At 67.4% G+C, this 25,301-nt stretch carries 27 protein-coding genes; 11 read left to right on the forward strand and 16 right to left on the reverse strand.

Annotated features, from left to right (window positions below; translation table 11 throughout):
• Nucleotides 1-103: 103 nt before the first annotated feature.
• Nucleotides 104-1,324, reverse strand: a complete 1,221-nt coding sequence (locus tag ACXPWS_RS26390) for an ROK family protein (RefSeq protein WP_458713703.1) — start codon at nt 1,322-1,324, stop codon at nt 104-106.
• 276 nt (nt 1,325-1,600) lie between these two features.
• Between ACXPWS_RS26390 and ACXPWS_RS26395 the strand changes: the two genes are divergently transcribed.
• Nucleotides 1,601-2,350: an SDR family NAD(P)-dependent oxidoreductase gene (locus tag ACXPWS_RS26395; protein ID WP_458709477.1), complete on the forward strand. Its 750-nt coding sequence runs from the start codon at nt 1,601-1,603 to the stop codon at nt 2,348-2,350.
• On the opposite strand, the gene ACXPWS_RS26400 is transcribed toward ACXPWS_RS26395, so the two are convergent.
• A complete protein-coding gene (locus ACXPWS_RS26400; protein ID WP_458709478.1) occupies nt 2,334-3,671 on the reverse strand; it encodes a L,D-transpeptidase in 1,338 nt (445 codons plus the stop codon). The genes ACXPWS_RS26395 and ACXPWS_RS26400 overlap by 17 nt on opposite strands.
• A 6-nt stretch (nt 3,672-3,677) precedes the next feature.
• Nucleotides 3,678-4,760 (reverse strand): UDP-N-acetylmuramate dehydrogenase, encoded by a 1,083-nt coding sequence (locus tag ACXPWS_RS26405; RefSeq protein WP_458709479.1) that lies wholly within the window; start codon nt 4,758-4,760, stop codon nt 3,678-3,680.
• Here ACXPWS_RS26405 and ACXPWS_RS26410 point away from each other — a divergent pair.
• Genes ACXPWS_RS26410 through ACXPWS_RS26425 form a run of 4 tightly spaced genes read left to right on the forward strand, consistent with a single transcriptional unit; the run spans nt 4,759 to nt 7,751 of the window.
• Nucleotides 4,759-5,265, forward strand: a complete 507-nt coding sequence (locus ACXPWS_RS26410) for a DUF2505 domain-containing protein (RefSeq protein WP_458709480.1) — start codon at nt 4,759-4,761, stop codon at nt 5,263-5,265. The two genes, ACXPWS_RS26405 and ACXPWS_RS26410, sit on opposite strands and share 2 nt — an antisense overlap.
• The gene (locus ACXPWS_RS26415) at nt 5,262-6,041 is read left to right on the forward strand and encodes a class I SAM-dependent methyltransferase (protein WP_458713704.1); all 780 of its coding nucleotides are present in this window, start codon (nt 5,262-5,264) and stop codon (nt 6,039-6,041) included. The genes ACXPWS_RS26410 and ACXPWS_RS26415 overlap by 4 nt, the downstream gene beginning before the upstream one ends.
• A 10-nt stretch (nt 6,042-6,051) precedes the next feature.
• Nucleotides 6,052-6,888, forward strand: coding sequence for a carbon-nitrogen hydrolase family protein (locus ACXPWS_RS26420; protein WP_458709481.1), 837 nt, complete (start codon nt 6,052-6,054; stop codon nt 6,886-6,888).
• Entirely contained in the window at nt 6,885-7,751 is an 867-nt protein-coding gene (locus ACXPWS_RS26425) for an LmeA family phospholipid-binding protein (protein WP_458709482.1), read from the forward strand. Before ACXPWS_RS26420 ends, ACXPWS_RS26425 begins: the two co-directional genes overlap by 4 nt.
• 1 nt (nt 7,752) lies before the next feature.
• Here ACXPWS_RS26425 and deoC read toward each other — a convergent pair whose 3' ends face one another.
• The 6 genes from deoC to ACXPWS_RS26455 form a co-directional block, all read right to left on the reverse strand.
• Complete coding sequence (deoC, locus tag ACXPWS_RS26430) at nt 7,753-8,433, reverse strand: deoxyribose-phosphate aldolase (protein WP_458713705.1); 681 nt, start codon at nt 8,431-8,433, stop codon at nt 7,753-7,755.
• The gene (locus ACXPWS_RS26435; protein ID WP_458713706.1) at nt 8,430-8,825 is read right to left on the reverse strand and encodes a DUF2599 domain-containing protein; all 396 of its coding nucleotides are present in this window, start codon (nt 8,823-8,825) and stop codon (nt 8,430-8,432) included. Before ACXPWS_RS26435 ends, deoC begins: the two co-directional genes overlap by 4 nt.
• Before the next feature lie 47 nt (nt 8,826-8,872).
• Nucleotides 8,873-9,157: a DUF2516 family protein gene (locus ACXPWS_RS26440; protein WP_458709483.1), complete on the reverse strand. Its 285-nt coding sequence runs from the start codon at nt 9,155-9,157 to the stop codon at nt 8,873-8,875.
• 38 nt (nt 9,158-9,195) lie between these two features.
• Nucleotides 9,196-9,834: a heparin-binding hemagglutinin gene (locus ACXPWS_RS26445; protein WP_458709484.1), complete on the reverse strand. Its 639-nt coding sequence runs from the start codon at nt 9,832-9,834 to the stop codon at nt 9,196-9,198.
• Between the two features lie 16 nt (nt 9,835-9,850).
• Entirely contained in the window at nt 9,851-10,396 is a 546-nt protein-coding gene (locus ACXPWS_RS26450) for a helix-turn-helix domain-containing protein (RefSeq protein WP_458709485.1), read from the reverse strand.
• 83 nt (nt 10,397-10,479) lie between these two features.
• The gene (locus ACXPWS_RS26455; protein ID WP_458709486.1) at nt 10,480-11,811 is read right to left on the reverse strand and encodes a DUF445 domain-containing protein; all 1,332 of its coding nucleotides are present in this window, start codon (nt 11,809-11,811) and stop codon (nt 10,480-10,482) included.
• A gap of 105 nt (nt 11,812-11,916) precedes the next feature.
• Here ACXPWS_RS26455 and ACXPWS_RS26460 point away from each other — a divergent pair, with 105 nt between their 5' ends.
• Entirely contained in the window at nt 11,917-12,621 is a 705-nt protein-coding gene (locus ACXPWS_RS26460) for a TetR/AcrR family transcriptional regulator (RefSeq protein WP_458709487.1), read from the forward strand.
• 4 nt (nt 12,622-12,625) lie between these two features.
• Nucleotides 12,626-13,489 (forward strand): polyphosphate kinase 2 family protein, encoded by an 864-nt coding sequence (locus ACXPWS_RS26465; RefSeq protein WP_458709488.1) that lies wholly within the window; start codon nt 12,626-12,628, stop codon nt 13,487-13,489.
• A 71-nt stretch (nt 13,490-13,560) separates the two neighbouring features.
• Here ACXPWS_RS26465 and ACXPWS_RS26470 read toward each other — a convergent pair whose 3' ends face one another.
• From ACXPWS_RS26470 to ACXPWS_RS26485, 4 genes are all read right to left on the reverse strand, one after another.
• Nucleotides 13,561-14,433, reverse strand: coding sequence for a cyclopropane mycolic acid synthase family methyltransferase (locus tag ACXPWS_RS26470; RefSeq protein ID WP_458709489.1), 873 nt, complete (start codon nt 14,431-14,433; stop codon nt 13,561-13,563).
• Nucleotides 14,434-14,554: 121 nt separating this feature from the next.
• Complete coding sequence (locus ACXPWS_RS26475) at nt 14,555-15,370, reverse strand: 3-hydroxybutyryl-CoA dehydrogenase (protein WP_458713707.1); 816 nt, start codon at nt 15,368-15,370, stop codon at nt 14,555-14,557.
• A gap of 117 nt (nt 15,371-15,487) precedes the next feature.
• Nucleotides 15,488-16,774: an isocitrate lyase gene (gene aceA / locus ACXPWS_RS26480; RefSeq protein WP_458709490.1), complete on the reverse strand. Its 1,287-nt coding sequence runs from the start codon at nt 16,772-16,774 to the stop codon at nt 15,488-15,490.
• A 273-nt stretch (nt 16,775-17,047) separates the two neighbouring features.
• The gene (locus ACXPWS_RS26485) at nt 17,048-17,845 is read right to left on the reverse strand and encodes an acyl-ACP thioesterase domain-containing protein (RefSeq protein WP_458709491.1); all 798 of its coding nucleotides are present in this window, start codon (nt 17,843-17,845) and stop codon (nt 17,048-17,050) included.
• Nucleotides 17,846-17,935: 90 nt separating this feature from the next.
• On the opposite strand from ACXPWS_RS26485, the gene ramB reads away from it, so the two are divergent.
• Together ramB and ACXPWS_RS26495 are read left to right on the forward strand one after the other, a co-directional pair.
• The gene (ramB, locus tag ACXPWS_RS26490; RefSeq protein ID WP_458709492.1) at nt 17,936-19,372 is read left to right on the forward strand and encodes an acetate metabolism transcriptional regulator RamB; all 1,437 of its coding nucleotides are present in this window, start codon (nt 17,936-17,938) and stop codon (nt 19,370-19,372) included.
• The gene (locus ACXPWS_RS26495; RefSeq protein WP_458709493.1) at nt 19,369-19,944 is read left to right on the forward strand and encodes a carboxymuconolactone decarboxylase family protein; all 576 of its coding nucleotides are present in this window, start codon (nt 19,369-19,371) and stop codon (nt 19,942-19,944) included. Before ramB ends, ACXPWS_RS26495 begins: the two co-directional genes overlap by 4 nt.
• Before the next feature lie 3 nt (nt 19,945-19,947).
• On the opposite strand, the gene ACXPWS_RS26500 is transcribed toward ACXPWS_RS26495, so the two are convergent.
• Together ACXPWS_RS26500 and lpdA are read right to left on the reverse strand one after the other, a co-directional pair.
• Nucleotides 19,948-20,217: a hypothetical protein gene (locus ACXPWS_RS26500; RefSeq protein ID WP_458709494.1), complete on the reverse strand. Its 270-nt coding sequence runs from the start codon at nt 20,215-20,217 to the stop codon at nt 19,948-19,950.
• Between the two features lie 5 nt (nt 20,218-20,222).
• Nucleotides 20,223-21,617 (reverse strand): dihydrolipoyl dehydrogenase, encoded by a 1,395-nt coding sequence (gene lpdA / locus ACXPWS_RS26505; RefSeq protein ID WP_458709495.1) that lies wholly within the window; start codon nt 21,615-21,617, stop codon nt 20,223-20,225.
• A 195-nt stretch (nt 21,618-21,812) separates the two neighbouring features.
• Between lpdA and ACXPWS_RS26510 the strand changes: the two genes are divergently transcribed.
• Nucleotides 21,813-22,676, forward strand: a complete 864-nt coding sequence (locus ACXPWS_RS26510; protein WP_458709496.1) for a cyclopropane mycolic acid synthase family methyltransferase — start codon at nt 21,813-21,815, stop codon at nt 22,674-22,676.
• Here ACXPWS_RS26510 and ACXPWS_RS26515 read toward each other — a convergent pair.
• Entirely contained in the window at nt 22,660-23,136 is a 477-nt protein-coding gene (locus tag ACXPWS_RS26515; protein ID WP_458709497.1) for a DUF779 domain-containing protein, read from the reverse strand. The genes ACXPWS_RS26510 and ACXPWS_RS26515 overlap by 17 nt on opposite strands.
• A 33-nt stretch (nt 23,137-23,169) precedes the next feature.
• Between ACXPWS_RS26515 and ACXPWS_RS26520 the strand changes: the two genes are divergently transcribed.
• A complete protein-coding gene (locus ACXPWS_RS26520) occupies nt 23,170-25,284 on the forward strand; it encodes a prolyl oligopeptidase family serine peptidase (RefSeq protein WP_458709498.1) in 2,115 nt (704 codons plus the stop codon).
• Nucleotides 25,285-25,301: the final 17 nt, after the last annotated feature.

Consider the following 25,301-nt stretch of genomic DNA (forward strand, 5'->3'; position numbering starts at 1 on the left):
AACAACGCAGCGCGAGCGAAGCGACGGGGAAACAACGCAGCGCGAGCGAAGCGACGGGGAAACAACGCAGCGCGAGCGAAGCGACGGGGAAACGCAGCGATCGTCAGGCGCCCGACGCGGTGAGCTCACCGCGGCGCAGCTGGGACCGGCGCATCGCGGCGATCGGGTCGGCATAGAGCCCACCGAGGGACACCACGCCGGCGCCGGCCTCCTGCACCCGGTTACCGAAAGCGGTCACCCGGATGTCGCGGGCCGGCAGCACCGACCGTGAGACGAAGGCCCGCTCCAGGGTCTCCATGCCCTCCGGATACTCGGTGAAGGCCTGGCCGCCGACCACCAGGTCGTCGGGATTGAGCATGTCGCGAAGCAACGCCACGGCCTCGCCCAGCACCCTGGCGCGCTCGTTCAGCAGGGCGCGGGCACCCTCGTGCCCGGCGCGCGCGGCACGCAGCACCGCGGTCAGCGTCGAGGCCGGGCCTTCGGACGGGATGATGCGTTGCGCACGAGCCGCCGTCAGCACCGACTCGTCACTGACGGTCGACTCCAACTGCCCTGTGCCGCCAAGCAATTCGGAGTTGACCGGCAGGGCTGCGATGGTTCCGGGCCCACTGGCGGGCGAATGCACCCGGCCGCCGATGGACAGGGCGTAGCCCACGGTTTCGCGGGCGTAGACGTACAGGCTGGTTCCGGTCTGGGTGCCCGGCCTGCGCACCCCGAGCAGCAGCTCGGCGCCGGCCATCGCGTCGACGTGCGAGGCCACCGAGACCGGCAGACCCAACGTCTCGGCCAGCACGGGGCCCACTGGCGCCTCCGACCAGCCCAGCCGCGGGTGGTCGAGGTACCCGGACACGCTGTCGACCACACCGCCGGCGGCCACCCCGACCCACAGCGGACGCCGGCGGTGCCAGCGGCTCAGGTAACGCCGGGCACTGCCGGCCAGCGAGGCCAGCGCCGCGTTCTGCGGACCGCGCGGGGTGGGCGTTTCGACGACGTCCAACGTGCGGCCGAACAGGTCGGTGGCCACGATGCTGGTGGTGCGGGCACCGATGTGCAGCCCCAGGGTGAGGAACGGTTCGTGGTTGACCTCGACCGGTACGCGGGGCCGGCCGATGGCTCCGGAGACCGCGAGGTCGGCGCGCTCGCGCAGCACACCGGCGTCGAGCAGGGCCGTGACCTGGCGATTCACCGTGGCGATGCTCAGGCCGGTGACCCGGGCGATGGCGTCGCGGGCGATCGGTCCGCGCTGGCGTGCGGCGCCGAAGACGGCCGCGGCGGCCGCGTCGGCCACCTTCAGCGAGGGGGCGACGATGTGATGGCGGGCCAGTAGGGCGCGCTTGGCGTGTGCGGCAGCGGAAGTGGCGGCGGCGGAGGCAGAAACGGGGGTGGCGGTAGCGGTACGCACAGGGTTGTCCTTGTCTGAAGTTCGGCGAGGGTGGGGGCTTCTGCCACACCGTCGACTTCAGCGAGGACGGAAAGTCCGCTAGATCAGTCGGGCGCGGCGGGATGCGCAACAACAACACGCACGCCGCGCAAGAACGCGGTTCATCGGACTGGTCTGCAACACAAGGTGAACTTAGCACGCCAACTAAAGTTGGCGTACATGACTTCGACATCAGCCACCGCTCGCGTCGCCGTGGTCACCGGCGCCAGTTCCGGCATCGGTGAGGCGACCGCGAAAACCCTTGCTGCACTTGGATTTCACGTCGTATGCGTGGCCCGCCGCGCCGACCGCATCGAGGCGCTGGCAGCGCAGATCGGCGGGTCGGCGATTGTGGCGGACGTCACTTCGGATGCGGATGTGGCGCGGCTGGCCGGCGCCCTGGACTCCGTGTCGGTACTGGTGAACAACGCCGGGGGCGCCGTCGGCCTGGAACCGGTGGCCGACGCCGATCTGGACCATTGGCGCTGGATGTGGGAGACCAACGTGCTGGGCACGCTGCGGGTGACCCGGGCACTGCTGCCCAAACTGATCGACTCCGGCGACGGGCTGATCGTCACCGTCACCTCGATCGCGGCGTTCGAGACCTACGACGGCGGGGCCGGCTACACCGCGGCCAAGCACGCCCAGGGCGCGCTACACCGCACGCTGCGCGGCGAACTGCTGGGAAAGCCGGTGCGGCTCACCGAGATTGCGCCCGGTGCCGTCGAGACCGAGTTTTCTCTGGTGCGCTTCAAGGGTGATCAGGACCGCGCCGAGAAGGTGTACCAGGGCATCACCCCACTGGTGGCCGACGACGTCGCCGAGGTGATCGGATTCGTCGCCGCCCGCCCGTCACACGTCAACCTGGACCAGATCGTGATCCGGCCGCGTGACCAGGCGCCGCACGGACGGTTCAACCGCCGGGTGTAGCGGCCGGGCTCGTCGACGTGGTGGTCGACGTGGTGGGCGTGCCGGACAGGGTGGGTGCATCGGCCGGTGTCGCCGGCGCCGAGGCCGGGATGCCCGACGGCGGCTTGCTGTCCGTCAGCGCCGACATCGACTTCCACTCGTCCCACGGCACGGCCCAATCCCAGATGTCGCCGTCGGCGTAGGACAGGTCGATGCGGGTGCCGGTGACCTCCACCGGGTCGCCATACATCGCGCTGTTGAAGTACTGCTGGGAGTTCTCCAGGTTCAGATTGATGCAGCCGTTGGTGACGTTGGTGTTGCCCTGGGACCCGACGCTGTTCGGGTTGCAGTGGATGAACTCGCCGTTGTTGGAGATGCGCACCGCGAACCGCTCGTGCACGTTGGCATAGCCGGCGGCCGGGTTGGTCATGTAGAAGTCCTCGTACTTCTCGCTGACCACGTGGATTCCGCTGCGGGTGACGTTGCGATCCAGGTCGCCTTCGCCGTAGCTGCACGGGAAGTCCATGATGACGCCCTCGTCGGTGATCACCTGGATCCGGTGGCTGGACGCCTCGGCCTTGACCACCTGGCGGCGGCCGATGCTGATATCAAGGGTGGAATCCGTTGCGCCATAGGCGTCCTCACCGAACGGCACACCGTAGAGCTCGGCCCGCACGTTGATCGTCGTGCCGGCCGGGTAGTACTCCTTGCTCCGGTAGTGCACCCGGGAGCCGCCGGCCTCGTCGGGCAGCCACGCCCAGCCACCCTCCACGGGCGGGTTGGTGGTGACCTTCAGCGCCTTCTCGACGTCGGCCCGGTATTTGTCGTCGATGGCCGCGTCGAACTGCAGGATGATCGGGGCGGCCACACCGACGGTCTGCCCGTCCGACAGCTGGAACTGGCCGTTGACCGTCGTGGTCGGGTTGACGGTGGTGAAACTGCCGGACAGCTTCACGGCCTTGCCGTCCTTGCCGACCGCCGATCCCGTCCAGGAGTACTGCACGCCGTACCCGAGCGGCTCGGTCACCGCGAAGCCGGTGCGGTCCCGGTTGAGTGCGCCGGCGACGGCCTTGCCCTCGGCATTGCTGAGGCTGACGTGCTGCAGCCAGCCGTCGGTGACGGTGATGCCGATCCGCGAGGTCGGCACGACGTCGTCGGCCTTGTCCTTCGGGGTGTAGGTGATGACCACAGCCGGCGGCGGAGCGGCGGACTCGGCTCCGGGTTTCAGCGATTTGCCCGCACACGCGGCCAGCACACCGGCGCCGCCGACCGCAAGCACGGACAGGGCACGCCGCCTGTTCACTTGCGGGGACGTCTCACCTGCGGGGCTCACGTGGATCAACGGTACCTAGAGCTGGCAGCCAAGCAGAAATGGTTCGGGTGTGAGATCGATCCCGAATCGGTTGCGCACGCCGTCCCGAATCGTCCTGGCCAGGGCGATCACCTCGGCGGAGGTGGCCTGGCCGCGGTTGGTCAGCGCCAGCGCGTGCTTGGTCGACAAGGTTGCTGCGGCGCCCGGACCAGGGAAACCTTTGCCGAATCCGGCCTGTTCGACCAGCCAGCCGGCGGCCAGTTTCACTCCGTCGGGCGCCGGATAGTGCGGCACCCGGCCCTCGAATCCGGCCTGAACACGTTCGAGCACCTCCGGCGCGACCACCGGATTGGTGAAGAACGACCCGGCACTCCAGGTGTCGTGGTCCGCGGCGTCCAGCACCATGCCCTTCGCGGCCCGGAGTTTCAGCACCGCGTCGCGGACCCGCAAGGGGTCGGTCCGCTCCCCCGGCGCCAGGCCCAGCGCGGTGGCCAGTTCGCCGTAGCGCAGCGGCGCGCTGCGCCCCGCGGCGTCCAGGGCGAATTCGACTTCCAGCACCACCGCCGCGGGCGAGTTCTTCAGCATGCTGTGCCGGTACCCGAAGCCCAGTTCGGCCGGGTGCACCCACCGGTCGGCTCCGGTCCGTCGGTCCAGCAACCGCACCCGGGCGATGGTGTCGGCCACTTCCGCACCGTAGGCCCCGACGTTCTGCACGGGCGTCGCCCCCGCCGAGCCGGGGATGCCGGACAGGCACTCCAGCCCGCCGAGGCCGTGCGCCAGCGAGGTCACCACCACGTCGTCCCACCGGGCGCCGGCCTCCGCCCGCACGGTGGCCCCCGCCACGGTGATCTCGGTGTTGGCCACCGCCACCACGGTCAGGCCGGTCAGGTCGTCGGCCAGCACCACGTTGGATCCGCCGGCGAGGACCAGGACGTCGTCGGCCACCGGCAGCGCGCGCAGCACGTCGATCAACTTGCCGGTGGTGTCGCAGGTGATCAGCCGGCTCGCGACCGGACCGACCCGCAGCGTGGTCAGCGGCGCCAGCGGGACACCCACGGCGACCGCCGCGCCCTGGAAGAACTCACTGACCACGGGTGGTAACGGTAGCGTGGCCGGCATGCCACGTTCTTTCGACCTGGCAGCCACCTACGAATGCTCCGCCGCGCAGATTCTCGCGGCGTTCTCCGAGAAGCAGTACTGGCTCACTCGGTTGGAGAAGTCCGGCTGCGCGCAGACGTCCCTGGACGTCCTGGAGACGGCCGCCGACGGCGGTATCGAGATCGTCACCACCCAGACGGTGCGGCCCACCCAACTGCCGGCCGTCATCACCCAATTCCACAGCGGCGATCTGACCCTGATCCGCCGGGAGATCTGGAGCCCGCTCACCGACGGCCGGGCCACCGGGGCCATCAAGGGTGATCTGCCCGGCACCCCGGCCCGGGCCGCGGCCACGGCGGTGCTGGCCGGCACCGACACCGGTGCGCGCGCCGAGGTGCGCGCCACCATGGAGGTGAAGATCCCGCTGGTCGGCGGCAAGCTGGAGAACTTCATCGGTGGCCACCTGATGGAGATGCTGCGGCTGGAACAGGTCTTCACCAACGAGTGGATCAGGGATCACGGCTGAACAAACCGATCGGCCATCACACGCGTGGCACCACGGGGTACAACCGGCTGCGCCGCAGCGACCGCTGGCTGGTGCATTCGCCGCTGGTGCGCGCGGCACTGTCGGGCGCTGCCGAGCCCCTGGTCGTCGACCTCGGCTACGGGGCGTTACCGGTCACCACCGTCGAACTGGCGACGCGCCTGCGCGCGGTCCGGCCCGATGTCCGCGTCGTGGGTCTGGAGATCGACCCGCAGCGGGTGGCGACCGCGCGCGCGGCGGGCACCGACGTCGAATTCGCCCTCGGCGGCTTCGAACTGGCCGGGCTGCGGCCGGTGCTGGTGCGGGCCTTCAACGTGCTGCGCCAGTACCCGGTGGCCGAGGTGGATGACTCCTGGAACCAGCTGCGCGCCCGGCTGGCCCCGGGCGGGCTGATCATCGACGGCACCTGCGATGAGCTCGGCCGGCGGTGCTGCTGGGTGCTGCTCGACGCGGCGGGCCCGGTCAGCCTGACCCTGGCCTGTGATCCGTTCGCCATCGAACGACCTTCGGATCTGGCCGAGCGGTTGCCCAAAGTGCTCATCCACCACAACGTTGCGGGCCAGCCGATCTATGACCTGCTGAGCAGGGCCGACCTGGCCTGGGCCGGCGCGGCCGGACACGGTGTGTTCGGCCCCCGGGTGCGCTGGCGCGCCATGTTGGAGGACCTGCGCGCCCAGGGCGTGGCCGTGCAGCCGTCCCGCCGGCGGGTGCGCGACGGTGTGCTCACCGTGCCTTGGCAGACCGTCGCACCGCACTAGTCTCGGTGGTATGCGGATTGCTCTGGCACAGATTCGGTCCGGCACCGATCCGGTAGCCAATCTGGACCTGGTGGCGCAGTACACCCGGGACGCCGCGGCGGCGGGGGCCCGCCTGGTGCTGTTCCCCGAGGCCACCATGTGCCGGTTCGGGGTGCCGCTGGCACCGGTCGCCGAACCACTCGACGGCCGCTGGGCCGACGGCGTGCGCGCGGTCGCCCAGCAAGCCGGGATCACCGTCGTGGCCGGGATGTTCTGCCCGTCCGGGGACGGCCGGGTGACCAACACCCTGCTCGCCGCCGGGCCGGACGTGGACGCACACTACGACAAGATCCACCTCTACGACGCCTACGGGTTCGCCGAGTCCAAGACCGTCGCGCCGGGGACCGAGCCGGTGGTGATCGAGGTCCGGGGCGAGCGAAGCGACGGGGCAGAGTCCGTCGGGGTCAAGGTGGGTCTCACCCTCTGCTACGACATCCGGTTCCCGGAGCTGTACCTGGATCTCGCCGACCGCGGCGCGCAACTGATCACCGTGCACGCGTCCTGGGGCACCGGTCCGGGCAAGCTCGACCAGTGGACCCTGCTGGCCCGGGCCCGTGCCATCGACACCACCGGTGTGGTCGCCGCGGTGGGCCAGGCCTACCCCGGTGACGAGATCGCCGCGCTGGGGCCGACCGGGGTGGGCGGCAGCCTCGTCGCGTCGGCGGTGGGCGAAATTCTGCAGGCAGCCGGGGACGAACCGCAGCTGGTGGTGACCGATATCGACCTGGACGCGGCCGCCCGCGCCCGGGAGACGATCGCGGTGCTGCGCAATCGCACGTCGTTCGCTAAGGCACAATCGACTGCGTGACCGATCCCTGGGCTCCTCAACCCACCGACGCAGTGCCGGCTGGGTCTCCAGCGCCCACCGGGGCTCCCCTGCCCCCCACCCCGCCCGAGCCGCCGAAATCGGTGGGCGCCAAGATCGCCGGACTGTTCCGCGATCCGCTGTCCATCGTGCTGGTGGTGGTCATCGTGCTGGCGCTGGTGGTGGCGGGTGTGGTCGGCTCCGAGCTGGTGGCCCGGCACATCGCCGACAAGACGGTCACCCAGATCACCTCCTGCGTGGTGCAGGACGATGTCGACGTGTCGTTCGGCAAGACTCCGTTCCTGCTGCAGCACCTGGACAAGCACTACAACAACATCACGGTGACCACGGCGGGCAACCGGGTCCGCGAGGCCGACGGGATGAAGGCCGAGATCGTCATCAACGACGTCCGGCTGACCGGCAACCAGAGCGCGCCCGGCACCATCGGCGCGCTGGACGCGAACATCACCTGGACCGCCGACGGCATCAAGAACACCATCCAGAACCAGATTCCACTGGTCGGCAGCTTCGTCAGCAGCGTGACGACGCGTCCCAGCGACGGCACCATCGAACTGCAGGCCGCGCTCGGCAGCATCGTGGTCAAGCCAGAAGTCACCAACAACAACCTGACGCTGACGGTGCAGAGCCTGTCCGGTCTGGGCTTCATGCTGCCGCGCGAGACGGTGCAGCCTGCGCTCGACGCGTTCCTCGATCAGATCACCAAGAACATCCCGCTGGGAATCCACGCCGACAGCGTGCAGGTGACCGACTCCGGTGTGGCCGCCAAGTTCGTGACCCGCAACGCCACCATGCCGCCGGGCCGCAGTGGCAACGGCGGCGATCCGTGCTTCGCCGGCCTGGACTGAGTCAGACGAAGCCGTCGAGCACCGCGCGGGTGCCCGACAGGCCGAGCCGGGTGGCGCCGGCGTCGAGCATGGCCTGCGCGGCCTCCGCGGTGCGGATGCCGCCGCTGGCCTTCACCCCGAGCCCGGGCACGGCCGCGGCCATGATCTGAACGGCCCGCGCCGAGGCCCCGCCGCTGGGATGGAATCCGGTGGACGTCTTCACGAAATCGGCGCCGGCATCGCGGGCCACCCGGCACACGTCGGCCAGCAGCGTCTCGCCGGAGAACTCCAGCAGGGCGGCCGACTCGACGATCACCTTCAACGTGGCGCCGGGCATGTGCGCGCGCACCGTGGTGATCTCCTCGGTGACCACGTCCAGTTCACCGCCGAGCGCCGCGCCGATATCGATCACCATGTCGACCTCGGCCGCTCCGGCCGCGACGGCCTGGGCCGCCTCGGCCGCCTTGATCACCGACAGGTGCTTGCCGGACGGGAATCCGGCCACCGCGGCGACCAGCAGGCCGTCGGGACCCGCGGCGGTCGCCGCGACCCGTACCAGCGACGGCGACACGCACACCGACAACACTCCGAGGTCGGCGGCCTCTGCCACCAGCGCGGTGACGTCGGCCGCGGTGGCCTCGGGTTTAAGCAGCGTGTGGTCGACGAGCGCGGCGACCTCGTGCCGGCTGCGGGATGCCATCAGAACGGCTCCTCGGTTCCGCCGGGGTTGCAGCCGGACGCGAACATCGCGGTGTCGCTGACCTCCGGCCGCCACGGCTCCAGATTCCAGCTCGCCTTGCCCGGTTCGGCGATCTCGGCGTACTGCCAGTGACACAGGAATTGGGCGTGCATACCCGGCAGGTCGGCGTCGGGCGCGTCGGCCAGCACCTCGGCCCAGGCCTGGCCGGCCTCGGCGAGGGTGTCGGGCCGGGCGGATTCGGCCCGGGCGGCCGGCGTCGGGTAAACGCGCAGGCTGGACAGGTCGCCCCATTTCACCCACTTGGTGTGGTCGACGTAGTGCCCCTCGGCGTGCGCGACGGGGGCCGCACACAGCACGGCGCTCGCCGCGCCGAGCGCGGCGATCAGGATGCGCATCGAGCGGGGCGCAACGGGCGCATTCCGCACCGGTCGATCATCGCGCGTCAGCGCGACTTGCCCTGGATCTCAAGGATCTTCGGCCGGACGTCGACGAGATAGACACCCGCCGCGCAGGCACAGATCGCCGCACCGAACGCGTCGCGCATCAGCAGTGCGAGCAGGACACCCACGCCGAGGATGAGCAACCACACCGGCTTGGTGAGCTTGCCGGTGGCGGTATAGGCATCGGGGCGCTGGATGGCCGCATGGACGAACGAATACACACCAACCAGGACGACGATCCCGACCAGCACAAAAAGAATGGCACCCGCCAGGTCTGCAAGCATCACACGTGCAGCCTAGGCGGGTGCCATCCCGAACGTCGAACTTACTTCTGGGTGACCTTCTTGGCCGGGGCCTTCTTGGCGGCCGGAGCTGCCGTGGCGGCGGGTGCGGCCTTCTTCGCCGGGGCGGCCTTCTTGGCCGGTGCAGCCTTCTTGACCGGTGCGGCGGCCTTCTCGGCCCGCTTGGGCAGTTCCACGCCGACCAGCTTGGCGGCACGCTCGCCCACCGCGCGGGTCTGTGACGCCACGGTGCCCAGCGCGTCCTGGGTCAGCTCGACGGCCTGGTCGGTGACGCCTTCCAGGCGGCCTGCGGCCTCTTCGAGAGCCGGCTGGTTGCGCAGCCGCTCGAGGGCGGCCTCGCCACGCTCGACCAGCTTGTTGTATCGGGTCTGCGCCTCATCGGCGTACTTCTCGGCGGCTTTGCGCAGTTCGTCGGTGGTGAGCTTGTCGCGCAGCTCGTCGAACTGGGTCGGCAGCTCTTCCTGGAGCTTGGTCAGGCGGGCACGGCCCCCCTCGACGCGGCCCTGGGCGTCGGTGCGCGCGTCCTCGGCACGCTCGCGCAGCGTGGTGACGATCTCGTTGACGGTGGCCAGGGCCAGGTCGGCGGCGCCGACGGCGGCGAGCAGCGGGGCCTTGAGGTCCTCGATGGTGGGCTGGGCCTTGTCGGTGGTCTTCTCGGGCATGGTTTTTCCTTTCGGATCAGCTAAGTGACGTATGTGGTTCTGATGTCGTGGATTCAGACTTGACTCGAGACGTGGTCGGCACCCCTTCCGCTTCCCCCTGCGCACCGGATTCGGCCGCCGCTGCTTCGGCTTCGTTCTGCTGACAGAACGACGTGTAGATGTCGAGCAGCACCTGCTTCTGCCGCTCGGTGATCGCGTTGTCGCCGATGACCGCGTCACGGACCTGACTGCCCTCGGACGGTTCGAGAATCCCGGCTTGCACGTAGAGGACTTCGGCCGATACCCGTAGTGCCTTGGCGATCTGGTTGAGCACATCGGCCGACGGTTTGCGCAGCCCCCGCTCGATCTGGCTGAGGTAGGGGTTGCTCACCCCGGCCTTCTCGGCGAGTTGGCGCACCGAAACCTGGGCCGCCTCGCGCTGGGTGCGGATGAAGCTGCCGATGTCTGAAGCGGCGTTGCTCACGACTTCGGCGATTTTCTCGTTGGCTACGACGGCGACAATCTTGTCGTTGCCGACGACGGAAGCGATCTTGTCCGAAGCAGAATCTGCATCCTGCGACATCTGGGCCTCGATCCGTCGGGTTCCTGCTGGCACAACCCACGGTACGACCGAGTGCTAACTATTGCAAGCACTTGCTAGCAGTCTCAGAACAGCAGCTGCGCCACCGTGTAGATGACCAGCCCGGCCAGGGCGCCCACCACCGTGCCGTTGATCCGGATGAATTGCAGGTCACGGCCGACATGAAGTTCGATCCGGCGGCTGGCCTCGTCGGCATCCCAGCGCTCGATGGTCTCGGTGATGATCGCTGTGATCTCCGTCCCATACTGCCCGACCAGATGCTGGGCGCCCCGCACGATCCAGCCGTCCACCTTGTCCCGCAGCTCGGCGTCGTCACGCAGTGACTCCCCGATCCGGACCACCGACTCGGCGATCCGGGTGCGCAGCGCCGACGACGGATCGTCCACCGACTCCAGCACGATCCGCTTGGCCGCGGTCCAGGCGGTCTCGGCTGCCTTGGTGACCTCGTCACGGGCCATGATCTGCTCTTTGACCTTCTCGGCACGGGCGATGGTGGCCTCGTCGTGCTGCAGGTCGTCGGCGAACTCGAAGAGGAATTTGGTCGCCGACCGGCGCAGCTCGTGATTGGGATCGCGGCGCACCTTGTCGGTGAAGTCCATCAGTTCGCGATGGATCCGATCGCCCACCAGGTGGTCCACCCAGCGCGGCGACCAGGTCGGTGAATCACGCTCGATGACCCGCTCGATCACCTCACCGGCATTCAGGGACCATTGGAACGCCCGGTCGGCCAGCAGCTGCAACAACGCTTCCTGGCGCTGCTCGGCCAGCAGGCCGGACAGCACCCGGCCCACCGGCGGTCCCCACTGCGGCTCGGCGATGCGCTTGACGATCATCCGGTCCAGCACGTGCTGGACATCCTCGTCGCGCAGCATCTCGACCAGTACCCGCAGCACCGTGGACACCTCGGCGGCCACCCGTTCGGCATGCCCGTACTCCGAGAGCCATTTGCCCATCCGGCCCGCGACCTGGGCGTCGGTCAGCTTCGTCGCGACCACCTCGGGGGACATGAAGTTCTCCCGGACGAAGTTGCCCAGACCCTCGCCGAGCTGGTCCTTCTTGCGTTTGATGATCGCGGTGTGCGGGATCGGGATGCCCAGCGGGTGGGTGAACAGGGCGGTCACCGCGAACCAGTCGGCCAGCGCGCCGACCATGCCGGCCTCCGCGGCCGCCCGCACGTAGCCCACCCAGTCGGCGGCGCCGCGCGATTGGGCCCACGTGCAGACGAGAAACAGCACCGTCGCGCCGACCAGGAATCCGAGGGCGACGGCCTTCATCCGCCGCAATCCGCGGCGGCGTTCCCGGTCGGCTTTTGAGTCGGGCCCGGCATCTGCAGCCGTCACCGCCGTAGCAAAACTTGCGGTCAACGACGGCGGGCCCGGAGCTGGTCTGTGCGCCACAACTACATCATCCGCTACCGCGCCACCGAGGTGGCGAGGCGATCGACCGCGAGGGGCCGAATCACCGTATTATCAAGACGACCTAGTGATCGGACTTTCACGACAGTGGCACAGCAGAGCTCGGCGGCAGCGGTAAAAACCGACGGCCGCAAACGACGCTGGCATCAGCACAAGGTTGACCGTCGCAACGAGCTTGTGGACGGCACGCTGGAAGCGATCCGCCAGCGGGGCAGCAACGTCAGCATGGACGAGATCGCTGCCGAGATCGGGGTGTCCAAGACCGTCCTGTACCGGTACTTCGTCGACAAGAACGACCTCACGACCGCGGTGATGATGCGGTTCGCCCAGACCACCCTGATCCCCAACATGGCCGCGGCCCTGTCCTCGAATCTGGACGGCTACACCTTGGTCCGCGAGATCATCCGGGTGTACGTCGACACCGTCGCTTCCGAACCGGAGCCCTACCGGTTCGTCATGTCCAACAATTCGTCGAGCCGCACCAAGGCCATCAACGACTCCGAGCAGATCATCGCCCGCATGCTCGCCGTCATGCTGCGCCGCCGGATGGCCGCCGCGGGCATGAACACCGGCGGCGTCGAACCGTGGGCCTTCATGATCGTCGGCGGGGTTCAGCTGGCCACCCACTCGTGGATGTCGAATCCGCGGATGAGCACCGACGACCTGATCGACTATCTGACCATGCTGTCCTGGAGCGGGCTGTGCGGCATCGTCGAGGTGGGTGGGTCGCTGCAGGAATTCAACTCGCGGCCCCACCCGTCACCGTCATTGCCCACCCAGCTGCTTGACTGACCGGATGACCGAATCCGACCTGCCCGCGCTGTGGACCCACGAGCCGCACACGCATCTGGAATTCCGTCCCGGGGACAAGGTCGCCGACATCGATCCCGAGGCCACCCCGGGGTTCATCGGTTCCAAACGCGACGCCCCCGTGCTGCAGGCCGAGCGCAACATCCGGTTCGCCGAGCTGCAGGAGATGCTCTACGCCAACAGCCGCGCCGGGGACACCCGCTCACTGCTCCTCGTGCTCCAGGGCATGGACACCGCAGGCAAGGGCGGCATCGTCAAACATGTTGTGGGATCAGGTAATCCACAAGGCATCGACTATGCCAGCTTCGGCAAGCCGACCGAGGAGGAGTTGGCCCACCACTATCTGTGGCGGATCCGCAACGCCCTGCCCGCAGCGGGACACATCGGGGTGTTCGACCGCTCGCACTACGAGGACGTACTGATCGTGCGCGTGCACGACATGGTCCCGCCGGAGGTGTGGGGTACCCGCTACGACGAGATCAACGCCTTCGAGAAGGAGCTCGTCGACGGGGGCACCAAAATCGTGAAGGTCGCGATGTTCGTCTCACTGGACGAGCAGAAGAAGCGCCTCGCCGAGCGCCTGGACCGGCCGGACAAATTCTGGAAGTACAACCCCGCCGACATCGACGAACGACTGCTGTGGCCGAAATATCAGGAGGCCTACCAGGCCATGCTGGACCGCACGTCGACCGATTACGCGCCCTGGCACGTGATCCCGTGCAACCGGAAGTGGTACAGCCGGCTGGCCATCCTGGAATTGCTGATCGAGGCGCTCAAGGAGTTCAACCTGTCCTGGCCGCCGGCGGACTTCGACGTCAAGGCCGAGAAGAAGCGGCTGGCGAAGGCCTGACCTTCGCGCCGAGGCCGCGCACAAAAGCGCCGAGACTACGGAACCCCGTAGTCTCGGCGCTTCCGAGAGTCCTACTTGGCCAGCGTGAACTGGCCGATGTTGGTGATTCCGCGGCGGAAGAAGTCCGCGCAGCCGGTCAGGTACTTCATGAAGCGGTCGTACACAACCTGGCCCTGCAGGGCGATCGCCTCGTCCTTCTTGGCTTCCAGGTTGGCGGCCCACATGTCCAGCGTGCGGGCGTAGTGCGGCTGCAGCAGGTGGGTGCGCTTGAGCTCGAAGCCGGAGTCGGCGGCCAGCTTCTCGATGTCCTCGACGGCCGGCAGCTGCCCGCCCGGGAAGATCTCCGCGGCGATGAAACGCATGAACTTCAGGTCGCTGATCGTCAGCTTGATGTTGTTCTCGCGGAAGAACTGCTGGGTGTGCGCGAGGATCGTGTGCAGCAGCATCACGCCGTCGGACGGCAGGATGCTGTAGGCACGCTCGAAGAACACCGGGTAGCGCTCTTGCTTGAAGGCCTCGAACGCGCCGATGGACACGATGCGGTCGACGGGCTCGTTGAACTCTTCCCAGCCCTGCAGCCGGATCTCGACATTGCGCTTGGTCTCGATCTTGGCCAGCCGCTTGCGGGCGTAGTCGGACTGTTCCTTGCTGAGCGTGATGCCGATGACGTTGACGTCATAGTTGGTGAGCGCCCGCTCCAGCGCGCCGCCCCAGCCGCAGCCGACGTCGAGCAGGGTCATGCCCGGCTCCAGGCCCAGCTTGCCCAGGGCAAGGTCGAACTTGGCGTTCTGCGACTCTTCGAGGTTCATGTCCTCGCGCTCGTAGTAACCACAGGTGTAGCCCATGGTCGGCCCGAGGAACAGGGCGTAGAACTCATTCGAGATGTCGTAGATCGACTGCGACTCCTCGTAGTACGGCGCAAGATCGGACTCGACGTTTGACATACGAAAAATGACCTCGTTTGTTGAATTGCTGATCCCGGCCCGGGTACCTTCCCCCGAAGGTTTTTTCGAGCCGTATCCGACGATGGTACCCCATATTAGCTAAGCTAAATATATTGTCGGGTCAATACGTGTAGAAGCCCCGGCCCGATTTCTTCCCCAACTGACCGGCCTCCACCATGCGTAACAGCAGCGGCGGCGGCCCGTACAGCGGCTCTTTGAACTCCTCGTACATCTTGTCGGCGATGAGCTTCAGCGTGTCGAGACCGACCAGGTCCGACAACCGCAGCGGGCCCATGGGGTGCGACAACCCGCCGACGACGGCCTTGTCGACGTCTTCGATGGTGGCGAACCCCGCTTCCACCATCCGGATGGCCGCGAGCAGGTAGGGCACCAGCAGCGCGTTGACCACGAAGCCGGATCGGTCCGAACAGCGCACCACCTGTTTTCCCAGCACGTTGCCAGCGAATTCTTCCGTTCGCTTCAGCGCGTCGTCCGAGGTGACCAGCGTCGAGATCAGCTCGACCAGGGGCAGCACCGGTACCGGATTGAAGAAGTGCAGGCCGAGCACCCGCTGCGGATTCTTGGTGGCCGCGGCGATCTTCATGATCGGAATGCTCGAGGTGTTCGACGCCAGCACCGCGTCCGGGTCGGTCACGATCTGGTCCAGCTCGGCGAAGACCTTGGTCTTGACCTTGTCGTCCTCGATGATCGCCTCGATCACCAACTGCCGGTCGGCGAAATCTGACAGGTCGGTGGTGAAACCCAGCCGGCCCAACGTGGCATCGCGATCCTCGGCACTGAGCTTGCCCTTGGCCACGGCCCGGTCCAGCGAGGCGGTGATGCGGGCCTTGCCGGCGTCCAGCAGTTCGGCGGCCGGCTCATAGACCAGCACCTGCGCACCGGCCTTCGCGCTCACTTCGGCGATACCGCCGCCCATCTGCCCGGCGCCGATCACGCCGACTCGTTCGATGCTCACTTGATCTCCCTTGGACTCCGGACAGCCGTCAGGCCCCGCCCGCATGCACGGACGAGGCCTGACGCTATCAACTCACTTCTAGTGGAACTGGCCCTCTTCGGTCGAGCCCGCGAGCGCGGTGGTCGAGCTGGTCGGGTCCACGGTGGTGGCGATCCGGTCGAAGTAGCCGGCGCCGACCTCGCGCTGGTGCTTCGTCGCGGTGTAACCGCGCTCCTCGGCGGCGAACTCGCGCTCCTGCAGCTCGACGTAGGCGCTCATCTGGTTGCGGGCGTAGCCGTGGGCCAGATCGAACATCGAGTAGTTCAGGGCGTGGAAGCCGGCCAGCGTGATGAACTGGAACTTGAAGCCCATGGCGCCGAGCTCGTTCTGGAACTTGGCGATGGTCGCGTCGTCCAGGTGCTGCTTCCAGTTGAACGACGGCGAGCAGTTGTAGGCCAGCATCTGGTCGGGGAAGTCCGCCTTGACGGCCTCGGCGAACTTCTTGGCCAGCGCCAGGTCCGGGGTGCCGGTCTCCATCCAGATCAGGTCGGAGTACGGGGCGTAGGCCTTGGCGCGGGCGATGCAGGGCTCCACACCGTTGGTGACGTGGTAGAAGCCTTCCTTGGTCCGCTCACCGGTGATGAACGGCTGATCGCGCTCGTCGACGTCGGAGGTCAGCAGGGTGGCCGCCTCGGCGTCGGTGCGGGCGATGACCAGCGTCGGCACGTCGGCGACGTCGGCGGCCAGACGGGCCGAGGTCAGGGTGCGGATGTGCTGCTGGGTGGGGATCAGCACCTTGCCACCGAGGTGGCCGCACTTCTTCTCCGAGGCCAGCTGGTCTTCCCAGTGCGAACCGGCGACACCGGCGGCGATCATGGCCTTCTGCAGCTCGTACACGTTGAGCGCGCCGCCGAAGCCGGCCTCACCGTCGGCCACGATGGGGGCCAGCCAGTTCTCCACCGAGGTGTCACCCTCGACCTTGGCGATCTGGTCGGCGCGCAGCAGCGCGTTGTTGATGCGGCGGATGACCTGCGGCACCGAGTTGGCCGGGTACAGGCTCTGGTCGGGGTAGGTGTGGCCGGAGAGGTTGGCGTCACCGGCGACCTGCCAGCCGGAGAGGTAGATGGCCTTCAGGCCCGCGCGCACCTGCTGCACGGCCTGGTTGCCGGTCAGCGCGCCGAGCGAGTTGACGTAGTCCATGGTGTGCAGCTGATCCCACAGCACCTCGGCGCCGCGGCGGGCCAGCGTGTTCTCTTCGACGACGTGGCCCTGCAGGGCGACGACGTCCTGGGGCGTGTAGGTGCGCTCGATGCCCTTCCAGCGGGGGTTGTGATCCCAGTCGTGCTGGATCTGTTCCGGGCTCTTCGGTGTGCCAACGGTGGACATGGCTCTCCTATCGGGTTAACAAGTGCGGGTGTCGCTGCGGCCTTTCCAATGCTTGCGGTTGTTAATGCCGCCGCGACCTCGCTGGTGTGCTAATCCGAGGATGCCTTACGCCATATGCGCAGGTCCACCCGTTTCACTTGCCAATTTTGGCTAACAGGTCGAGCCAACTTGCAAAGATTGCGAAGCGCGCTATCAGCTTGACCGGTTCAGAAGCTACCCGCCGGTAGCCAATTTTCGCTGGTCAGTACGCCCGTACTGTTAAACGGCCGTGGGTCAGCGGGCGAACAAACTCGCGACCGCTTTGGTCTCGTCACCCACCGCATATGTGAGCGTTGTAACAGTCCGGTCGGTGAGCTCGGGACCGAACTTGTCCGTCGATCCGGGCGGGTAGACGTGCACCCGGATCTCCAGGTCGTCGCCCAGCGCCACCGCCGAGTCGTGCTCGATGGTCACCCGAAGCGGTGCCTTGAGCAACTCGGGCGCCGTCGCCAGATAGTCCTCGACGACGCTCCAGTACACCGCGTTGTTCATGTGGTCGAACAAGTCGATATCGGTGACCCGCACCGGGTACTTGCGCACGGCGACGGCATCTTCACGGGCGCCGGGCTTGAGGTAGGCCTTCCACCGCAGCCGGTCCACATCCGTCGTGCGCCGCAGCCCGGCCAGGAAGTCATCGGAGATTCGGCCCGGGCTCTGCGTCTCGCGGCTGAAGCAGATCCAGAACGCTTCGGACTCGATGACGCCCGACCGCCTTCCTTCTATGCGCACCCGCATCTCACACCAGCGTGTCGAGGTCCCCGAACACCACCGGCGCAACCGCAGGATGTCGGGAAACTCGATGGGCTCGACGATGTCGATCATCGTGCGGCGGACGATCCACGCCGGGTGCACGTCCTCGTAACCCATCTGGCGCAGCTGGTCCTGGCCGATGTCCTGGATGTGGCGGGTGGCACCGTCGAAACGCAACCGGCCGTCCCGGTCCACATCGGCCATTCGCAGCGACCATGAGGTGTCGAACACATCGGGGTGCCCGTCGGGCACGGGCATCATCGTCTTCGCCAAACCGGTCATGCGGATCCCTCGCACGCTTCGCTCATGGGTTCCATTTTGGTCTGCCAACAATGCAAAGCCAATCTTTGCAGGCGTCGTTACGCTGAATGGATGGCCAAGACGTTCGTCGGATCGCGGGTGCGCCAGCTGCGCAGCGAACGCGGGTTCAGCCAGGCGGCCCTGGCGCAGATGCTCGAGATCTCCCCCAGTTATCTCAACCAGATCGAGCACGACGTACGGCCCTTGACCGTCGCCGTGCTGCTGCGCATCACCGAGGTGTTCGGGGTGGACGCCACCTTCTTCGCCTCGCAGGACGACACCCGCCTGGTCGCCGAATTGCGCGAGGTCACGCTGGACCGCGACGTGGACCTCGAGATCGATGTCGCCGAGATCGCCGACCTGGTGGCCGCGCATCCGGGGATCGCCCGCGCGATGGTCAACCTGCACCAGCGCTACCGCCTCACCACCACCCAGCTCGCCGCGGTGACCGAGGACCGGTTCGGCGACGGCGGAGGGTCGAGTTCGGGTTCGGGCTCCATCACCATGCCGCACGAAGAAGTGCGCGACTACTTCTACCAGCGGCAGAACTATCTACACGAGCTCGACACCGCCGCCGAGGACCTCACCATCCGGATGCGCATGCACCGGGCCGACCTGGCCGGCGAACTGTCCGCCCGGCTCACCGCGGTGCACGGCGTGCACATCGTCCGGCGGATGGACCTGGGCGACACCGTGCTACACCGTTTCGACCCGGCCACCCGAACCCTGGAAATCGGCAGCCACCTTGCCAGCGGGCAGTACGTGTTCAAGCTGGCCGCCGAGCTGGCATACCTGGAGTTCGGCGATCTGATCGACAAACTGACCGACGAGGGCAAGTTCACCAGCGACGAGTCCCGCACGCTGGCCCGGCTCGGGCTGGCCAACTACTTCGCGGCCGCCACCGTGCTGCCCTACAAGCAGTTCCACACCGTGGCCGAGGACTTCCGCTACGACGTCGAACGACTGTCCGCGTACTACTCGGTGTCCTACGAGACCGTCGCGCACCGGCTGTCCACCCTGCAACGTCCCTCCATGCGCGGCGTGCCCCTGTCCTTCGTCCGCGTCGACCGGGCCGGGAACATGTCGAAACGCCAGTCCGCCACCGGGTTTCATTTCTCCTCGTCGGGCGGCACCTGCCCGCTGTGGAACGTCTACGAGACATTCGCCAACCCGGGCAAGATCCTGGTGCAGATCGCCCAGATGCCCGACGGGCGGCAGTACATGTGGGTGGCGCGCACCGTCGAGCGGCGCGCTTCGCGCTATGGTCAGCCGGGTAAGACGTTCGCGATCGGTTTGGGCTGTGAACTCCGTCATGCGCACCGGCTGGTCTACTCCGAAGGGCTGGAACTGACCGGTGACCCCTACGTCGCAGCAATTCCGATCGGCGCCGGGTGCCGCGTGTGCGAGCGCGACAACTGTCCCCAACGCGCGTTCCCCGCACTCGGTCGCGCGCTCGACCTCGACGAGCACCGCAGCACGGTGTCTCCTTACCTGGTGAAACAGTCATGAGCACCAGCCACGAACGGTCCCAGGACGAGCCGACCGCGCCGCCGCGTATCCCGCCCGGCGGCCTGCGTGAACTGGGGCCCGTCAATTGGGCGATCGCCAAGGCGGGCGCGCGCGGCATCCGGGCACCGAAGTTCCACCTGTTCGACGTGCTCGGTCAGCACCGGCTGCTGTTTCTGGCCTGGCTGCCGTTCTCCGGGTATCTGCTCTACGCGGGCAAGCTGTCCCGCCAGGACGCCGAGGTGGTGATCCTGCGGGTGGGCCATCTGCGCGACTGCGAGTACGAGTTGCAGCAGCACCGCAGACTGGCCCGCAGCCGGGGACTGGACGCCACCACCCAGGCCGCCATCTTCGAAGGTCCGGACGCGGACGGGCTCACTCCACGGCAGCGGGTGCTGGTCACCGCTACCGACGAATTCGTCATCACCCGATCCATGTCCGCGGAGACCTGGGCCGCACTGGCCAAGCTGTACAGCCGCCCGCAGATCATCGAATTCTGCACCCTCGCAGGGCAATACGATGCGCTGGCCGCCACCATGGCGACGCTGCGGATTCCGCTGGACTTCCCCGACTAGGGCTCAGAGATACGTCACGCCCAGCACGGCGACCGTCATCAGCACCGGGGAAACCAACACCGCCCACAGGAAGGCCGTCCAGACTTCCGACTTACGCCGGTAGGCCCGCAACCCCAGCAGGCCGACGCCGATCGCCAGCGCGATGATCACCGCCGAGACGATCAGCACCCAGAAACTCACATCGCTGGTGCTGATCGCCGCCGTGATGGCGAGCAGCCACAGGATGTGGCCGATCACCAGCCCGCCGACGGCGGCGACCACCTTCGTGCGCACGACGGTCAGAAGTTGATCATGTGGCCGGTCAGGCCATGGAAGCATTCCTGCAGAGCCTCCGACAGCGTCGGATGCGTGTGCACGTTGCGGGCCAGCTCGTGGGCGGTCAGATCCCACTTCTGCGCCAGGGTCAGCTCGGGCAACAACTCGGACACGTCGGGGCCGATCAGGTGCCCGCCGAGCAGTTCCAGGTGCTTCTTGTCGGCGACCAGCTTGACGAAACCGGTCGGGTCCCCGAGTCCGTGCGCCTTGCCGTTGGCGGTGAACGGGAACTTGGCGACGACGACGTCGTAGCCCTCGTCGCGGGCCTGCTGCTCGGTGAGCCCGAAGCTGGCCACCTGCGGCTGGCAGAAGGTGGCACGCGGCAACATCCGGTAGTCCCCCAGTGCCAGCGTCTCGGCACCCGCGATCGTCTCGGCGGCGACCACACCCATCGCCTCGGCGACATGGGCGAGCTGCAGCTTGGCGGTCACGTCCCCGATGGCGTAGATGTGCGGCACGTTGGTGCGCATGTAGTCATCGATGGCGATGGCCTTGCGCTCGGTCAGCGCGACGCCGGTGTTCTCCAACCCGAAACCTTCGACGTTGGGCCCGAACCCGATGGCCTGCAACACCTTGTCGGCCTTGAGGTCCTCGGACTTGCCGTCTTTGCTGACTGCCACCGTCACCGTCGAGCCGTCGTCGGTGATCGACTCGACCTTGGTGCCGGTGAGGATCTTGACGCCGAGCTTCTTGTACTGCTTCTCGATCTCCTTGGACACCTCGGCGTCCTCGTTGGGCAGTGCGCGCGGCAGGAATTCGACGATGGTGACATCCACGCCGTAGTTCTTCAGCACGTAGGCGAACTCCATGCCGATGGCTCCGGCGCCGGCGATGATGATCGAGCCGGGCAGGTCCCGCGACAGGATCTGGCTCTCGTAGGTGACGACGTTCTCGCTCAACGACGTGCCCGGCACCAGCCGGGTGCTGGATCCGGTGGCGATGATCGCGTTGTCGAAGGTGACCGTCTCGGTCCCGCCCTCGTTGAGGTCGACAGCCAGGGTGTTGGCATCGGTGAACTTGCCGTAGCCGTGGATCTCGGTGATCTTGTTCTTCTTCATCAGGAAATGCACGCCGGCCACCCGGCCGTCGGCGACCTTGCGGCTGCGGTCGAAGGCGGCGCCGTAATCGAAGCTGGCCTCCCCGCTGATACCGAAGGTCTTGGCTTCCTTGTTGAAGATGTGCGCCAGTTCTGCATTGCGCAGCAGCGCCTTGGACGGGATGCAGCCCACGTTCAGGCACACCCCACCCCAATATTTCGGTTCGACGATGGCGGTGTTCAGGCCGAGTTGGGCAGCGCGGATGGCCGCGACATATCCGCCGGGGCCAGCTCCGAGTACGACGACGTCATAGTGGGTCACGGCACCACCCTATCGGGGCGGCCCGAGGCTGGGGACGCAGCTCTATGTCCAAACTCGTCCGATCCCTTTCCACGTCAGCTACGAATAGTCTCATTGGGGACGTCTGAACCAATCAGGCCGCAGTTTCGTGGTTTCAACGGTGAATCCGCGGGGTAGTCCCCCGCCGCAACGTCGATCGAGAGGCCGAGCCCGTTCATGTCCAAACAGTTGGAACCACACTTCAAGGACGTTCAGGCGCATTACGACCTGTCTGACGACTTCTTCCGGCTTTTCCAGGATCCCACCCAGACCTACAGCTGCGCCTACTTCGAACGCGACGACATGACCCTCGAAGAGGCCCAGCTGGCCAAGATCGATCTGTCGTTGGGCAAGCTGGGCCTTCAGCCGGGCATGACCCTGCTCGACGTGGGTTGCGGCTGGGGCGCCACCCTGCGGCGGGCGATCGAGAAATACGACGTGAACGTCGTGGGGCTGACCCTGTCGAAGAACCAGGCCGCGCACGTCCAGCAGACCTTCGACCAGCTGGACACCCCGCGCAGCCGACGGGTGCTGCTGCAGGGCTGGGAGCAGTTCGACGAGCCGGTGGACCGGATCGTCTCGATCGGCGCGTTCGAACACTTCGGCCATGACCGGTACGCGGAGTTCTTCGCCAAGACCTACCGCATTCTGCCGCCCGACGGCGTGATGATGCTGCATTCCATCTGCGGCATCCACCCCGCCGAAGCCAAGAAGCTGGGGATATCACTGACCTTCGAGCTGGCCCGCTTCATCAAGTTCATCCTCACCGAGATCTTCCCCGGCGGCCGGCTGCCGTCGGTGCCGATGGTCGAGGAGCACGCCACCGCTGCCGGGTACAAGGTCACCCGGGTGCAGTCGCTGCAACCGCACTATGCCAAGACCCTCGACATCTGGGCGGCGAACCTGGAAGCGCACAGGGATGAGGCCATCGCGATCCAGTCCCAAGAGGTCTACGACCGGTACATGAAGTACCTGACCGGCTGTGCCGATCTGTTCCGCAACCGCCAGGTCGACGTCGACCAGTTCACGCTGGAGAAGTAGGCACCGGACAGGCGTCGGCCGCTTCGGCCACGATCCGGGTCCCCCCGTCGGCGGGACGAGCCCCTTGCGCGTACTGGGCCCCGGTGATCGGCACCTGCCCGGCGAGTTCGGCGTTCTCCTCGTCGGTGAAGACCCGGCCGCGGGACAGGAAGCGCATCCCTTCCGGGCTTTCCAGGCTGAAGCCGCCGCCGCGGCCGGGCACCACATCGATGATCAGCTGGGTGTGGCGCCAGGCCTGGAATTGCGGTCCGGATATCCACACCGGGACACCGTCGCCCACGTCGAGCACGCCGAGCAGGATGTCGCGATCGCCGACGATGAAGTCGCCGTCCGGATAGCACATCGGCGAGGAGCCGTCGCAGCAGCCGCCGGATTGGTGAAACATCAACGCGCCGTGTCGCTTCTGCAGTGTCGCCAGCAGGTCGGCGGCCGCGGAGGTGATCAGGGCTCGGCTGGTCATGTCCCCACGCTACGCCCACGGTAGAAAGGTCACATGCGTTCAGAGTTTGATCCCGTCGCTTCGCTCGCCCCGGCGTCCGATCCCGTCGCTTCGCTCGCCCCGGCGTCCGATCCCGTCGCTTCGCTCGCCCCGGCGTCCGATCCCGTCGCTTCGCCCGCCCCGGACCCCAACCTTTGGCTGGAAGACGTCACCGGCGACGACGCTCTTGCCTGGGTGCGCCGGCACAACGAACCGACGCTGGCCGAATTCGGCGGCGACCAGTTCGAGCAGATGCGCACCGAGGCGCTGCAGGTGCTCGACACCGATGCCCGCATTCCCTACGTCCGGCGCCGCGGTGCGCATCTCTACAACTTCTGGCGCGATGCGGCCAACCCGCGCGGATTGTGGCGGCGCACCACGCTGGAGTCCTACCGGACCGAGTCGCCGGTTTGGGATGTCGTCACCGACGTGGACCGGCTTGCCGCCGCCGAGGACGAGAACTGGGTGTGGGCCGGCGCCGACGTGATCGAGCCGGACCATTCCCGCGCGCTGATCAGCCTGTCCCGCGGCGGCGCGGACGCCGTGGTCGTCCGTGAATTCGACATGAAGACAAGGAAATTCGTCAAGGCCGGATCCGAGGGCGGCTTCGAGCTGCCGGAGGCGAAGACCCAGATCGCCTGGGCCGGTCCGGACACCGTGCTGGTCGGTACCGATTTCGGCGAGGGTTCGCTGACCGATTCCGGCTACGCCCGTCTGGTCAAGCGCTGGGAGCGCGGCCAGGACCTGGCCGACGCCGCGACGGTGTACGCCGGCGAACGCGGTGACGTGATCGTGGCGGCGTCGGTGGACCGCACACCGGGATTCGAGCGGACACTGATCAGCCGGGCCGTGGACTTCTTCAACGACGAGATCTACGAGTTGCGCGGTGCGGAGCTGATCCGGATCGATGCGCCGACGGATGCGACGGTGTCGCTGCACCGGGAGTGGCTGCTGATCGAGCTGCGCACCGACTGGAAGGGCTACCCCGCCGGCTCGCTGCTGGCCGCCGAGTACTCCGGATTCGTCGCCGGCACAGCTGATCTCGCCGTCGTGTTCACCCCCGACGAGCACACCTGCCTCCACCAGTACTCCTGGACCCGCGACAAGTTGGTGGTGGTGACCCTGGCCGACGTCGCCAGCCGGGTGCAGATCGTCACCCCCGGTGACTGGTCGGCCGCCGACGTGCCCGGCCTACCGCCCAACACCAACGTGGTCATTGCCGGCGCCGATTCCGACGGTGACGAGATCTTCCTGGACTCAAGCGGTTTCGTCACACCGTCGCGGCTGTTGCTCGGCTCCGACAGCGCCGGATTCACTGAGATCAAACGGGCGCCCGCGTTCTTCGACGCCGACGGGCTCGAGGTGAGCCAACATTTCGCGGTGTCCGCCGACGGCACCCGGGTGCCGTACTTCGTGGTCGGGCGTCCCGGCGCGGCGGGCCCGACGCTGCTGGTCGGGTACGGCGGGTTCGAGGTGTCGCGCACCCCCTCGTACGACGGGGTGCTGGGCCGGTTGTGGCTGGCCCGCGGGGGCACCTACGTGCTCGCCAACATCCGCGGCGGCGGCGAATACGGGCCGGGTTGGCACACCCAGGCGATGCGCGCCGGGCGGCACCTGGTGGACGAGGATTTCGCGGCGGTGGCCCGCGATCTGGTCGACCGCGGGGTGACGACGGTGGCGCAGCTGGGCGCCCAGGGCGGCAGCAACGGCGGGCTGCTGATGGGCATCATGCTGACCCGGTATCCCGAGCTGTTCGGGGCACTGGTGTGCAGTGTGCCGCTGCTGGACATGAAACGTTTCCACCTGCTGCTGGCCGGCGCCTCCTGGATGGCCGAGTACGGCAACCCCGACGATCCCGCGGACTGGGACTTCATCTCGAAATACTCGCCGTACCAGAACATCTCGGCAGAGCGTCGCTACCCGCCGATCCTCATCACCACCTCGACCCGCGATGACCGGGTACACCCCGGGCACGCCCGCAAGATGACCGCGGCTCTGGAGGACGCCGGGCACCGGGTGGACTACTACGAGAACATCGAGGGCGGGCACGGCGGGGCGGCCGACAACTCCCAGGCGGCGTTTCGGGCAGCGCTGATCTACACCTACCTGTGGCGCACGCTCGGCGGCTGAACCCGGCTGGCCCGCCC

Source organism: Mycobacterium sp. BMJ-28 (assembly GCF_054404835.1).